The organism is Streptomyces longispororuber, from assembly GCF_024448165.1.
GTDB lineage: Bacteria > Actinomycetota > Actinomycetes > Streptomycetales > Streptomycetaceae > Streptomyces > Streptomyces longispororuber_A.
Window position 1 is genome coordinate 1 of the sequence record NZ_JAMOLN010000255.1, and the last position, 13,099, is coordinate 13,099.

The following is a 13,099-nucleotide window of genomic DNA, read 5'->3' on the forward strand; positions in this document are numbered from 1 at the left end:
CGCATGCCGCACCGGAACCGCATGGACGACACCGCCGTCACCATCGGCCCCCTCGACCTGCGCACCCGCGTGGACGAGGCCCTCGCCGTCCAGGCGTACGCCTTCGGGCTCAGCGACGACGAGATCGCGGTGCGGCGGCAGATCGTGCTGCGGCACATCACCTACCCGGGCGCCCGGTCGCTGGGCGCCACCACCGACACCGGCCGCCTCGTCGGCTTCGTCTACGGCATGCCGAACGACCGCACCCACTGGTGGTCCACGGTCGTCGAGCCGTACCTGCGCGCCCGCGGCACCGACCACTGGCTCGACGACTCCTTCGTCATCACGGAGCTGCACGTCCACCCCGGCTACCAGAACCGCGGCATCGGCCGCACCCTCATCACCACGATCACCGACGGCGCCGCCCAGCCCCGCTCGATCCTCTCCGCGATCGACTTCGAGAGCCCGGCCCGCGGTCTGTACCGCTCCCTCGGCTACGACGACCTGGCCCGCCAGGTCCTCTTCCCCAGCGCCCCGAAGCCGTACGCGGTGATGGGCGCACCCCTCCCGCTGCGCCGCAACTTCTGAACCGATTTCCGGCCGCCCGGCCCACCCGGCTAACCTCCTGCACATCACCCTTTCGCAGCAGGAGCAAACAATCATGGCCAAGGTCCAGGTCCAGCGCATGTCCCGCTTGATGGTGAAGACGCTGCGCGACGACCCGGCGGACGCCGAGGTGCTCAGCCACAAGCTCCTCGTCCGCGCCGGTTTCGTGCGCCGCACGGCCGCCGGCGTCTGGTCCTGGCTGCCGCTCGGCAAGAAGGTCCTCGCCAACGTCGAGCGCATCGTCCGCGAGGAGATGGACGAGATGGGCGGCCAGGAGGTCACCCTCCCCGCCCTGCTGCCCAAGGAGCCCTACGAGGCCACCAACCGCTGGACCGAGTACGGCGCCGAGCTGTTCCGCCTGAACGACCGCAAGGGCGGCGACTACCTCCTCGGCCCCACCCACGAGGAGATCTTCACCCTCCTGGTCAAGGACCAGTGCACGTCCTACAAGGACCTGCCGGTCGTCCTGTACCAGATCCAGACGAAGTACCGCGACGAGGCCCGCCCCCGCGCCGGCATCCTGCGCGGCCGCGAGTTCCTGATGAAGGACTCGTACTCCTTCGACCTGGAGGACGAGGGCCTCGCCAAGTCCTACGCGCTGCACCGCGCCGCGTACCAGAAGATCTTCGCCCGCCTCGGCCTCGACTACCGCATCTGCGCCGCCACCGCGGGCGCCATGGGCGGCTCGAAGTCGGAGGAGTTCCTCGCCCCGGCCGCGGCCGGCGAGGACACCTTCGCCGACTGCCCGAACTGCGACTACGCCGCCAACACGGAGGCCGTCTCCTTCGCGCTCAAGGCCGTGGACGCCACGGACGTGCCCGCGCTCGAGGAGATCCCGACCCCCGACACCCCGACCATCGAGACGCTCGCCGCGCACCTCGACGTCCCGGCGTCGGCCACCCTGAAGAACCTCCTCGTGAAGGTCGACGGCGAGATCGTCGCCGTCGGCGTCCCCGGCGACCGCGAGGTCGACATGGACAAGGTCGAGGCCCACTTCGCCCCGGCCGCCGTCGAGCTCGTGACGGCCGAGGACTTCGAGGGCCGTGACGACCTGGTCCGCGGTTACGTCGGCCCGCAGGGCCTGGAGAAGGTCCAGTACATCGCCGACCCGCGCGTCGCCCCCGGCACCGCCTGGATCACCGGCGCCAACAAGGACGGCCTGCACGCCAAGAACGTCGTCGCCGGCCGCGACTTCGAGGTCGACGCGTACGTCGACGTCGTCGTCGTCCAGGAGGGCGACCCGTGCCCGAACTGCGGCACCGGCCTCAAGCTGGACCGCGCCATCGAGATCGGCCACATCTTCCAGCTCGGCCGCAAGTACGCCGACGCCTTCCAGCTCGACGTGCTCGGCCAGAACGGCAAGCCGGTCCGCGTGACCATGGGCTCGTACGGCATCGGCGTCTCGCGCGCCGTCGCCGCCCTCGCCGAGCAGCACGCCGACGACAAGGGCCTGATCTGGCCCGAGGAGATCGCCCCCGCCGACGTCCACGTCGTGGCCGCGGGCAAGGCCCTCCAGACCGAGCTGGCCCTGGAGGTCTCCGATCTGCTGGCCGAGGCCGGCGTCCGGGTCCTGGTCGACGACCGCCCGGGCATCTCGCCCGGCGTGAAGTTCACCGACTCCGAGCTGATCGGCGTCCCGAAGATCCTGGTGGCGGGCCGCCGCAGCGGCGACCGCGTCCTCGAACTGAAGGACCGCCGCACCGGCGAGCGCGAGGAACTCACGGTCGAGGAGGCCGTGGCCCGCCTCACCGCGTAGGGCTCCACCCGGCGTCACGGCCGGTTCACGGTTCTCTCGGCGTCGCCCCGCAGCCCGGCTGCGGGGCGACGCCCTTTCCGGCTCGGTTCTCGCCTGGTTCTCGCCCGGTCCTGCGGGGCCGGACACGGCGTGACGCCGCTACAGCCAGCCCGCGAACTCCAGCAGGTTCTCCCCGTCGCGCTCACGCCCCACCCGCAGCGCCCTGACCCCCGACTCCACGGCCCGGAACAGCGTCCAGCCGCGCAGCCGCGCCTGGTCCACCTCCAGCGACTCCGCGAGCCGCTTGACCCGCCTGCGCGTGATCGCGGGCCCGGACGGTGACCCGATCAGATCCTCCACCCGGTCCCGCACCAGCCGCGCCAGATCGAACGCGCACTCGCCCACCACCGGGTCGGGCCCCACCGCGAGCCACGGCATCCGCTCGCCCTGCAACACCTTGCTCTGCCGGAACGTGCCGTGCAGCAACCGGAGTTCGGGCGGCGCGGACACCAGCTCGTCCCGTGCCTCCAGCGCCGCGTCGACCAGCGGCGCGACGTCCGGGAAGGACTCCACGGACGCCCGCATGGCGACGGCCTGCCGACCCGTCCGCTCCGGCACCGTCTCGCAGTTGCGCCCGGCCGGCGGGTCCACCCACAGCCGCCGCAGCGTCCCCGCCGCCTCCAGCAGCGCCTTCGCCTCGGGCAGCGTCCGCACGGAGACCTCGGGGTGCAGCCGCTCCAGGAGCAGCGCCCCGTCGTTCACGCCCGGATCGAGCAGCCGGACCGCCCCGAACCCGTCCCAGTGCGTCAGCGCCGCCCGCTCCGCCTCCGGCCGGAACCGCTCCGGCGCCAGCTTCAGGACCGCGGGCGAGCCGTCCGCCCGCCGCACGTGGGCGACCAGGCTGCTGCGTCCGCCGGGCACGTGCACCCGCTCGACGCTCACCTCGCGCCGGGCCGCCGCGTCGTCGAGCAGCGCACCGACCCGGCCGAGCCACGCGGACGCCCCGTCGTCGCGCACCTCGCCGAGCGCGTTCACCAGACGCGAAGGCGGTTCGAAAGCCATGCGCGAGGATTCCCTTCCAAAGACTGCTTACGTGCGGGGCGTCACCGAGGAAGCCGAGGCCGATGCCGACGGCACCGCGGCCCGTTCGGTGAGCCCAGGGAAGGCTACGCTGCCGCCGCGCCACCGCACCGCGCGCACCGCGGCCTCCCGCAGCGCGTCCGCCGCGGCCCGGCGCCGGTCACCGCTCGCCGCCCGCACGAGATCCGAGTACGCCCCGCCGATCTTGTCCTCGATGTCGGCCGCGAGCCGCGCCGCCGCCGCCGAGTCCGGCACCGGGAACGGCAGCGCGTACGCCCCCGCCGACTCCTCCGGGGTGCCGCCGAGGTCGCGGGCGGTGCGCCGCAGGTCGTCGCGGCGGGCCCGGTGCGCGTCGTACGCGGTCTTCGCCTCGGCCCTGCGGCCCTCGCGGATCCGGCCGCCGACCACCCCGTAGCCGTAGACCGCCGCGTGCTCGGCGCGCAGCGCCGCCTGTACCGCCGCGAGCAGGTCGTTGCCCGTGCCGTCAGCCATGGTGCTCATCCCGGTGTTGTCGGCCACTTCGATCAGTCCTCCGCCAGCAGATACGCGTGCCCGGCCCCGGCCGCCGCCACCGACGCGAGCAGCCGCGCTGCCTCGGCGGGCGCGTCGACCAGCGTCGTCATGCGCCGGTCCGACAGCGTCCGCTCCGCCGCCGCCAGCGCCTTGAGCACGTCCTTCTCGGCCACCGGCGGCGTGGAGGGCGACGTCGACGCGGACGGCCTGGCCGCTCCGCCGAACGCCTTCACGTGCCGCTCGACCTCGTCCCGCAGCGGGTTCAGCCGGGCCGCGAGGGACGGCACGGCCGCCAGCGCCTCGTCGTACTGCCCGAGCAGATCCGCGCTCGCCCGCGCCTCGCGCGCCTTGAGCCGCTTCTCCTGGGAGACGGACGGCGCCCCCTGCCCGCCCTCGGCACCCTCGTCGGAGCCGCCCGAGCAGCCCGTGAGGAGCGCGGCACCGGCCAGCGACGCGAGCAGGGTCCTGCGGGAAGTGAGTGACACGGCGGACGTCCTCGGCAGAAAGGGTCGGGAAACGATTCAGCGGGATGAGCGGGGGGTGACCGAAGATCACCGTACAGTCGGCCCCTTCCGGGTGGACGGCAACACCCCCCTGGACCGGATACCCTTTGACCTGACGCGCAAGGACAGTCAGCAACCACAACAGCACACGCGGCCGAGGAGTCACCCGGATGAGCACCACCCAGAACGAGAGGCTGCGGGAACTACTGGAACCGCTCGTCAGCTCACAGGGGCTCGATCTCGAAGAGATCGACGTGGCCTCGGTAGGACGCAAGCGTGTGCTGCGTGTCGTCGTGGACTCCGACGAGGGTGCCGACCTGGACGCGATCGCCGATGTGAGCCGCGCGCTCTCGGCGAAGCTCGACGAGTCGGACGTCATGGGCGACGGTGAGTACGAGCTGGAGGTCGGCACGCCGGGCGCCGAGCGCCCGCTGACCGAGCACCGCCACTACGTCCGCGCCGTCGACCGCCTGGTGAAGTTCACGTTGAAGGACGACGCTGAGCTGGTCGCGCGCATCCTCACGGTCGACGACGACGGTCTCGACCTCGAAGTTCCGGGCGTGAAGGGCCGCAAGGCCACCGCCCGCCGGCTCGACTTCACGGACATCGCCAAGGCGCGCGTCCAGGTCGAGTTCAACCGCAAGAACAAGAACGACGCTCAAGAAGTAGAGGAGGCGTAGCCGTGGACATCGACATGAGTGCCCTGCGGGGTCTGGTCCGGGAGAAGGAGATCTCCTTCGATCTGCTGGTCGAGGCGATCGAGTCGGCCCTCCTCATCGCCTACCACCGCACCGACGGCAGTTTCCGCCGTGCCCGCGTGAAGCTGGACCGCGAGAGCGGCCACGTGACGGTGTGGGCGACGGAGGACCCGGCGGACCTCGAAGAGGGCCAGGAGCCCAAGGAGTTCGACGACACCCCGTCCGACTTCGGCCGGATCGCCGCCACCACCGCGAAGCAGGTCATCCTGCAGCGGCTGCGCGACGCCGAGGACGACGCGACGCTCGGCGAGTACGCGGGCCGCGAGGGCGACATCGTCATGGGCGTGGTCCAGCAGGGCCGCGACCCGAAGAACGTGCTGGTCGACATCGGCAAGCTGGAAGCCATCCTGCCGGTGCAGGAGCAGGTGCCGGGCGAGGAGTACCCGCACGGGATGCGCCTGCGCTCGTACGTGGTGCGCGTGGCCAAGGGTGTCCGCGGTCCGTCCGTGACCCTGTCCCGCACCCACCCGAACCTGGTGAAGAAGCTCTTCGCGCTCGAGGTGCCGGAGATCGCCGACGGCAGCGTCGAGATCTCGGCCATCGCCCGCGAGGCCGGCCACCGCACCAAGATCGCGGTCCGGTCGACCCGGAGCGGACTCAACGCCAAGGGCGCGTGCATCGGTCCCATGGGCGGGCGCGTGCGCAACGTCATGGGTGAGCTCAACGGCGAGAAGATCGACATCGTCGACTGGTCGGACGACCCGGCGGAGATGGTCGCGAACGCGCTGTCCCCGGCTCGCGTCTCGAAGGTCGAGATCGTCGATCTCGGTGCCCGGTCCGCCCGCGTGACCGTTCCCGACTACCAGCTGTCGCTCGCCATCGGCAAGGAGGGGCAGAACGCCCGCCTGGCCGCCCGCCTCACCGGCTGGCGCATCGACATCCGCCCGGACACCGAGCAGCCGGGTTCCGGATCCGGGGAATAAATCCGGGCGCTGTGCGCTTGGATCACGACAGTATGTAACGAGTGGCCGTTCGATTTTTGCCCCAAAGGGGTGAGGTCGGTACGGGGAGGTAGACTAAACCGTGTCTGGCCGGACGCACGCCCGCGCCTGCCCTGAGCGAACCTGCGTGGGTTGCCGGGAGCGAGCGGCCAAGAGCGATCTGCTGCGGATCGTGGTGATCGAGGGCGGATGCGTCCCCGATGATCGCGGTACGCTGCCCGGCCGGGGTGCCTATGTGCATCCCGCCCAGGTCTGTCTCGACCTGGCGGTCCGCCGCCGGGCGTTCCAGCGGGCGTTCAAGGCCCCTGGACCGTTCGACACGGAGGCGCTTCGCCACCGAGTCGGGCAGGCAACACCGTAAGAAGCGCCGCGCGGAACCCCCGTGCGGCCCTGGTACCCCGCGAGTTGGAAGTAGGTCGAGATTGCGATGAGCACTCGATGAGCACGCGATGAGTACGCCCATGAAGTAGCGACGGTCCGGCGTAACCCGGACCTAAAAGGAGCGAAGTGGCTAAGGTCCGGGTATACGAACTCGCCAAGGAGTTCGGCGTAGAGAGCAAGGTCGTCATGGCCAAGCTCCAAGAACTCGGTGAATTCGTACGTTCGGCGTCCTCGACGATCGAGGCGCCGGTTGTACGCAAGTTGACTGATGCCCTGAATCAGGGCAATGGCGGCAAGTCCGCCGCGAAGAAGGCCGCGCCTGCGAAGCCCGCAGCGCCGCGCCCCACCCCTTCCCCCGCGCAGGCCGCGAAGCCTGCCGCGCCGCGCCCGCCGGCCCCGAAGCCGGCCGTCGCGGAGAAGCCCGCGGCGGCCCCGGCCGCGCCGGGTCCGCGCCCCACCCCGGGTCCGAAGCCGGCTCCCAAGCCTGCGACGCCGGCCCCGGCCGCGCCCGAGTTCACGGCGCCGCCCGCCGCCCCGGCCGCTTCGTCGGCCCCGGCCGCCGGTGGCCCGCGTCCCAGCGGTGCCCGTCCCGGTGCCCCGAAGCCCGGTGGCCGTCCGGCCCCCGGTCAGGACCGTGGTCAGGACCGTGGCCAGGGCCAGGGCCAGCGCGGTGACCGTCAGGGCGCCCCGCGTCCCGGCGGCCAGGGCGCTCGTCCCGGTGGTGCCCGTCCCGCGGGTCCGCGTCCGGGCAACAACCCCTTCACCTCTGGTGGCTCCACCGGCATGGCGCGCCCGCAGGCGCCCCGTCCGGGCGGCGCCCCGCGTCCCGGTGGCCAGGGTGCCCCGGGCGGTCCGCGCCCGCAGGGCGGCGGCCAGGGTGGTCCTCGTCCGCAGGGTCAGGGCGGCGCCCGTCCGACCCCCGGCGGCATGCCTCGTCCGCAGGGCGGCGCGGCCGGTCCGCGTCCCGGCGGCGGCCCCGGTGGCAACCGTCCGAACCCGGGCATGATGCCGCAGCGTCCCGCCGCGGGCCCGCGTCCCGGTGGTGGCCCCGGCGGTGGCCGTGGTCCCGGCGGCGGCGGTCGTCCGGGTGGCGGCGGCGGTCGTCCCGGTGGCGGCGGCTTCGCCGGTCGTCCCGGTGGCGGCGGCGGTGGCGGTTTCGCCGGTCGTCCCGGTGGTCCCGGTGGCGGTGGCGGCGGCTTCGCCGGCCGTCCCGGCGGTGGCGGCGGTGGCCGTCCCGGCTTCGGCGGTCGTCCCGGTGGTCCGGGTGGCCGTGGTGGCACGCAGGGTGCGTTCGGCCGTCCCGGCGGGCCCGCCCGTCGTGGTCGCAAGTCGAAGCGTCAGAGGCGCCAGGAGTACGAGGCCATGCAGGCCCCGTCGGTGGGCGGCGTCATGCTGCCTCGCGGCAACGGCGCCACCGTGCGCCTGTCGCGCGGTGCGTCCCTCACGGACTTCGCCGAGAAGATCAACGCCAACCCGGCGTCGCTCGTCGGCGTGATGATGAACCTCGGCGAGATGGTCACTGCCACGCAGTCCGTCTCCGACGAGACGCTGAAGCTGCTCGCGGACGAGATGAACTTCATCCTCGAGATCGTCAGCCCCGAGGAGGAGGACCGCGAGCTGCTCGAGTCCTTCGACATCGAGTTCGGCGAGGACGAGGGTGGCGAGGAGTTCCTCGTCGCGCGTCCGCCGGTCGTGACCGTCATGGGTCACGTCGACCACGGTAAGACCCGACTGCTCGACACCATCCGCAAGACGAACGTCATCGCGGGTGAGGCCGGCGGCATCACGCAGCACATCGGTGCGTACCAGGTCACGACCGAGGTGAACGACGAAGAGCGCAAGATCACCTTCATCGACACCCCCGGTCACGAGGCCTTCACCGCCATGCGTGCCCGTGGTGCGAAGTCGACCGACATCGCGATCCTCGTGGTCGCGGCCAACGACGGCGTCATGCCCCAGACGGTCGAGGCGCTCAACCACGCCAAGGCCGCCGAGGTCCCGATCGTCGTCGCGGTCAACAAGATCGACGTCGAGGGTGCCGACCCGACCAAGGTGCGCGGTCAGCTGACCGAGTACGGCCTGGTGGCCGAGGAGTACGGCGGCGACACCATGTTCGTCGACATCTCCGCCAAGCAGGGTCTGAACATCGACTCCCTGCTGGAGGCCGTGGTCCTGACCGCGGACGCCTCGCTCGACCTGCGGGCCAACCCGGAGCAGGACGCGCAGGGTATTGCGATCGAGTCCCACCTCGACCGTGGTCGCGGTGCCGTCTCGACCGTCCTCGTCCAGCGAGGCACGCTGCGCATCGGCGACACGATGGTGGTCGGCGACGCGTACGGCCGAGTCCGCGCGATGCTCGACGACAACGGGAACAACGTCGAGGAAGCGGGTCCCTCGACCCCCGTCCTCGTGCTCGGTCTCACCAACGTCCCGGGTGCCGGCGACAACTTCCTGGTGGTCGACGAGGACCGTACGGCCCGTCAGATCGCCGAGAAGCGTGCCGCTCGCGAGCGCAACGCCAACTTCGCGCGCCGCGGCGTCCGGTTCTCCCTGGAGAACCTGGACGAGGCCCTCAAGGCCGGTCTGGTGCAGGAACTCAACCTCATCATCAAGGGCGACGCGTCCGGTTCGGTGGAGGCCCTCGAGTCCTCGCTGCTCCAGCTCGACGTCGGTGAAGAGGTCGACATCCGTGTCCTGCACCGCGGTGTGGGTGCGGTCACCGAGTCCGACATCAACCTGGCGACCGGCTCCGACGCCATCGTCATCGGCTTCAACGTCCGGGCAGCCGGCCGTGCGCAGCAGATGGCGGAGCGCGAGGGCGTCGACGTCCGGTACTACTCGGTGATCTACCAGGCCATCGAGGAGATCGAGGCGGCCCTCAAGGGCATGCTCAAGCCGGAGTACGAAGAGGTCGAGCTCGGCACGGCGGAGATCCGCGAGGTCTTCAAGTCGTCCAAGCTGGGCAACATCGCCGGTGTGCTCGTCCGGTCCGGCGAGGTCAAGCGCAACACCAAGGCGCGCCTGCTGCGCGATGGCAAGGTCATCGCGGAGAACCTCAACATCTCCGGTCTGCGTCGCTTCAAGGACGACGTCACCGAGATCCGCGAAGGCTTCGAGGGTGGTATCAACCTCGGAAACTTCAACGACATCAAGGTCGACGACGTCATCGCGACGTACGAGATGCGCGAGAAGCCGCGCGTCTGAGCGGTGCAGTAAGCGATCGGGGCCGATCGGCGGGACTTATTTCCGTCGATCGGCCCCGGCCGTTGCGTGTACGGTTCCCGTATCGGCGTCCAGACGACCTGGTGACCGTACGAACCCGAACCGGCGGGACATCCGGACACACACATGTATGTGGGGACTCTGTCCTTCGATCTGCTCCTCGGCGACGTCCACTCGCTGAAGGAAAAACGCTCCCTCGTCCGTCCGATCGTGGCCGAACTCCAGCGCAAGTACGCGGTGAGTGCGGCGGAGACGGGCAACCAGGACCTCCACCGCAGGGCCGAGATCGGGCTCGCGGTGGTCTCCGGGGACACGGCGCACCTCTCCGACGTACTGGACCGCTGCGAGCGGCTGGTGGCCGGGCGCCCCGAAGTGGAACTGCTCTCGGTTCGACGCAGGCTCCACAGCGACGAAGACTGAAGCAAGAAGACTTACGCACCACAGTGGTTAGTTACTAAGGAGACGGCAGTGGCCGACAACGCGCGCGCCAAGAGGCTGGCGGACCTCATCCGAGAGGTGGTGGCCCAGAAGCTGCAGCGCGGGATCAAGGACCCGCGCCTCGGCACCCACGTCACCATCACGGACACCCGGGTCACGGGTGACCTGCGGGAGGCCACCGTCTTCTACACGGTGTACGGGGACGACGAGGAGCGGGCCGAGGTGGCCGCCGGTCTGGAGAGCGCCAAGGGCATCCTGCGCTCCGCGGTCGGCGCGGCGGCCGGCGTGAAGTTCACGCCGACGCTGACGTTCGTCGCGGACGCCCTGCCGGACAACGCGAAGACGATCGAGGACCTCCTCGACAAGGCGCGGTCCTCCGACGCCCAGGTGCGCGAGGCGTCCGCGGGCGCCACGTTCGCCGGCGACGCGGACCCGTACAAGAAGCCCGAGGACGATTCCTCGGACGAGGACGGCGACGCCTGAGCATGTCCGACCGCACCCCACCGCCCGACGGCCTTGTCATCGTCGACAAGCCGTCGGGCTTCACTTCGCACGACGTCGTGGCCAAGATGCGCGGGATCGCCAAGACCCGCAAGGTCGGCCACGCGGGCACCCTCGACCCGATGGCGACGGGCGTCCTTGTGCTCGGCGTCGAGCGTGCCACCAAGCTCCTCGGCCACCTCGCGCTGACCGAGAAGGAGTACCTGGGCACGATCAGGCTCGGGCAGAACACGCTCACCGACGACGCGGAGGGCGAGATCACGTCCGCCACCGACGCGTCCGGGGTGCGGCGCGAGGCCGTCGACGCGGGCGTCGCCAAGCTGACCGGCGACATCATGCAGGTGCCGTCCAAGGTCAGCGCCATCAAGATCAAGGGCGTGCGCTCGTACAAGCGGGCCAGGGACGGCGAGGACTTCGAGATCCCGGCGCGGCCGGTGACCGTCTCCTCCTTCGCCGTCCACGACGTACGGGACGCGGTCGCCGAGGACGGCACCCCGGTGCTCGACCTGGTCGTGTCCGTGGTCTGCTCCTCGGGTACGTACATCCGCGCGCTCGCCCGTGACCTGGGCGCCGATCTCGGCGTCGGCGGGCATCTGACGGCGCTGCGCCGCACCCGCGTCGGCCCGTACAAGCTGGACTCGGCGCGCACCCTGGACCAGCTCCAGGAGTCGCTCACCGTGATGCCGGTGGCCGAGGCGGCCGCCGCCGCGTTCCCCCGCTGGGACGTCGACGTGCGCCGCGCGAAGCTGCTGCTCAACGGGGTCCGGCTGGAGATGCCCGGGGAGTACGCGGGCGCCGGGCCGGTCGCCGTGTTCGACGCGGACGGCGCGTTCGTCGCGCTCGTCGAGGAGTCCAAGGGCAAGGCCAAGAGCCTGGCCGTCTTCGGCTGAGGGGCAGGAGGCCCCGGATTTTCGGTGGAGCGGCGGATTCCGGTCTCACGGGTGGCCGCCGCTCCACGTTCCCCCTCTCAAGGGTCTATCCGCTGCACCCCTCCACTTCACCCCTTCGAGCAGGCGCTCGGAGTGAACCAGGGGAGTGGAAGGGGGCGCGTTCGCCCCGGGCGCTGTCCGGCTGATCACCGCGCGCCTACCGTCGAGGAGACGGGGCGTGGCGGGAGGTTCAGACCATGGTGGATCCGCCTCTGGTACGGATCTGTGATCTGGCCGGGCGGCCGCGCGGAGCGGGGTTCGCCGCGGACGACCGCGGCACCGTCGTCACCAGTCACGAGGCGGTGGACGGGCTCGGACAGGTCGTCCTGCACGCGCCCGGCGGAGCGACCTGTGTGGTGGGACCCGACGCCGTCGTCACCCTGCCCGACGTCGACCTCGCACTGGTGCGCGCCGAAGGTCTCGGCGCGCCGCCGCTGCCGGTCGGGGCGCGCTGCGCCATGGAGGCGGGCGCATACGTACGGATCCCGGCCGGTGGCTGGCGCGAGGCGCGGGTCCTCGGGCACACCGCCGTCACCTACACGGCCACCGACCGCTTCCACCTCCTCGACGACGCCATGGAGCTGGCCGTCGGCACGGCCGGGGCCGACGCGCTGCGGCTCGGCGGCGGGGCGGCAGGCGGGCCGGTGCTCGACGCCGGGACCGGGGCCGTCGTCGGGGTGCTCGGCACGGCGCTGCAGGCCGGGCACCGGGCCGCGGGGTTCGCCGTACCGCTGCGGGCCGCGGCCGCCGGGGACCCACGGGGACCGCTCGCCGAACTGCTCGCGCGCAACGCGGCGACCGTGCCCGCGTACGGCCACGATCTGAACCTCGCCGGGGTGCTCCAGCTGACCGCCGTCTCCGTGGGGAGCGACGGACCGGCCGACGACGGCGGGCCCGAACCGGTCGAACGCCCGGAGGTGGCACGGGAGTTGGCCGCCTTCGCGGACGGTGACGCGGCGGTGCTCGGGCTCGTCGGGGACCCCGGCTGCGGCCGCACGACGGAGCTGGCGGCGCTCGCCGCACGGCGGGCCGCGGACGTGGCCGCCGCCCCCACCCTGTGGCTGCGCGGCGCCGACCTGCACGCGGACGACACGTCGGTCGCGGACGCGGTGGGGCGCGCCCTGGAGCGGGCCGGGCGGATCGTCGCGGCGTCCCGGGAGACCGGGCCCGGCGACCTCGGGGACATCGCGCCGGAGCGGATCGCCGAGGTCGCCCGCGACGCCGGGCGGCCGCTCGTGCTGCTGCTCGACGGGCCCGAGGAGATGCCGCCCGTGCTCGCGCACCGGCTCGGCGCGTGGTCGCGGCGCACCGAGAGCTGGCTGACCTCGGCGGGCGTGCGGCTCGTCGTGGCGTGCCGCGGCGAGTACTGGGAGCAGGCCGGGGCGCTGTTCGGCGGCGACGTGCTGCACGGGCGGGCCGGGCGGCTGCCCGCGTGCGTACGGATCGGGGACCTGGCCGGGGAGCAGGCGCGGCGGGCGCGGGAGCGGTGCGGGGTTCCGGACGGGGTGCTGGG

General features: G+C 72.1%; 13 protein-coding genes. 10 read left to right on the forward strand and 3 right to left on the reverse strand.

Annotated features, from left to right (window positions below; genetic code table 11):
* Positions 1 to 3: 3 nt before the first annotated feature.
* Both M4J07_RS42050 and M4J07_RS42055 read left to right on the forward strand, forming a co-directional pair.
* Positions 4 to 567, forward strand: coding sequence for a GNAT family N-acetyltransferase (locus M4J07_RS42050; RefSeq protein ID WP_374215183.1), 564 nt, complete (start codon positions 4 to 6; stop codon positions 565 to 567).
* A gap of 73 nt (positions 568 to 640) precedes the next feature.
* On the forward strand, positions 641 to 2,341 hold the full coding sequence (locus M4J07_RS42055) for a proline--tRNA ligase (protein WP_255981447.1): 1,701 nt from the start codon (positions 641 to 643) through the stop codon (positions 2,339 to 2,341).
* Between the two features lie 138 nt (positions 2,342 to 2,479).
* Here M4J07_RS42055 and M4J07_RS42060 read toward each other — a convergent pair whose 3' ends face one another.
* The 3 genes from M4J07_RS42060 to M4J07_RS42070 are packed head-to-tail and all read right to left on the reverse strand — an operon-like array spanning position 2,480 to position 4,398.
* A complete protein-coding gene (locus M4J07_RS42060; protein ID WP_255981449.1) occupies positions 2,480 to 3,382 on the reverse strand; it encodes an aminoglycoside phosphotransferase family protein in 903 nt (300 codons plus the stop codon).
* Positions 3,383 to 3,409: 27 nt separating this feature from the next.
* On the reverse strand, positions 3,410 to 3,901 hold the full coding sequence (locus tag M4J07_RS42065; RefSeq protein WP_374215182.1) for a ferritin-like domain-containing protein: 492 nt from the start codon (positions 3,899 to 3,901) through the stop codon (positions 3,410 to 3,412).
* 23 nt (positions 3,902 to 3,924) lie between these two features.
* Positions 3,925 to 4,398, reverse strand: a complete 474-nt coding sequence (locus M4J07_RS42070; RefSeq protein ID WP_255981451.1) for a hypothetical protein — start codon at positions 4,396 to 4,398, stop codon at positions 3,925 to 3,927.
* 188 nt (positions 4,399 to 4,586) lie between these two features.
* Here M4J07_RS42070 and rimP point away from each other — a divergent pair, with 188 nt between their 5' ends.
* The 8 genes from rimP to M4J07_RS42110 form a co-directional block, all read left to right on the forward strand.
* Complete coding sequence (rimP, locus tag M4J07_RS42075; RefSeq protein ID WP_255981453.1) at positions 4,587 to 5,096, forward strand: ribosome maturation factor RimP; 510 nt, start codon at positions 4,587 to 4,589, stop codon at positions 5,094 to 5,096.
* A gap of 2 nt (positions 5,097 to 5,098) precedes the next feature.
* Complete coding sequence (gene nusA, locus M4J07_RS42080; RefSeq protein ID WP_255981455.1) at positions 5,099 to 6,097, forward strand: transcription termination factor NusA; 999 nt, start codon at positions 5,099 to 5,101, stop codon at positions 6,095 to 6,097.
* A 100-nt stretch (positions 6,098 to 6,197) separates the two neighbouring features.
* Positions 6,198 to 6,476, forward strand: coding sequence for a YlxR family protein (locus M4J07_RS42085; RefSeq protein WP_255981458.1), 279 nt, complete (start codon positions 6,198 to 6,200; stop codon positions 6,474 to 6,476).
* A gap of 146 nt (positions 6,477 to 6,622) precedes the next feature.
* Positions 6,623 to 9,700: a translation initiation factor IF-2 gene (gene infB / locus M4J07_RS42090; RefSeq protein WP_255981460.1), complete on the forward strand. Its 3,078-nt coding sequence runs from the start codon at positions 6,623 to 6,625 to the stop codon at positions 9,698 to 9,700.
* Between the two features lie 144 nt (positions 9,701 to 9,844).
* Complete coding sequence (locus M4J07_RS42095) at positions 9,845 to 10,138, forward strand: DUF503 domain-containing protein (protein ID WP_108016025.1); 294 nt, start codon at positions 9,845 to 9,847, stop codon at positions 10,136 to 10,138.
* 48 nt (positions 10,139 to 10,186) lie between these two features.
* Positions 10,187 to 10,639 (forward strand): 30S ribosome-binding factor RbfA, encoded by a 453-nt coding sequence (rbfA, locus tag M4J07_RS42100; RefSeq protein ID WP_255981466.1) that lies wholly within the window; start codon positions 10,187 to 10,189, stop codon positions 10,637 to 10,639.
* A gap of 2 nt (positions 10,640 to 10,641) precedes the next feature.
* Positions 10,642 to 11,547 (forward strand): tRNA pseudouridine(55) synthase TruB, encoded by a 906-nt coding sequence (gene truB / locus M4J07_RS42105; protein ID WP_255981468.1) that lies wholly within the window; start codon positions 10,642 to 10,644, stop codon positions 11,545 to 11,547.
* Between the two features lie 236 nt (positions 11,548 to 11,783).
* Positions 11,784 to 13,099 (forward strand): serine protease (locus M4J07_RS42110; protein WP_255981470.1); only part of this gene is annotated, 1,316 nt, incomplete at its 3' end.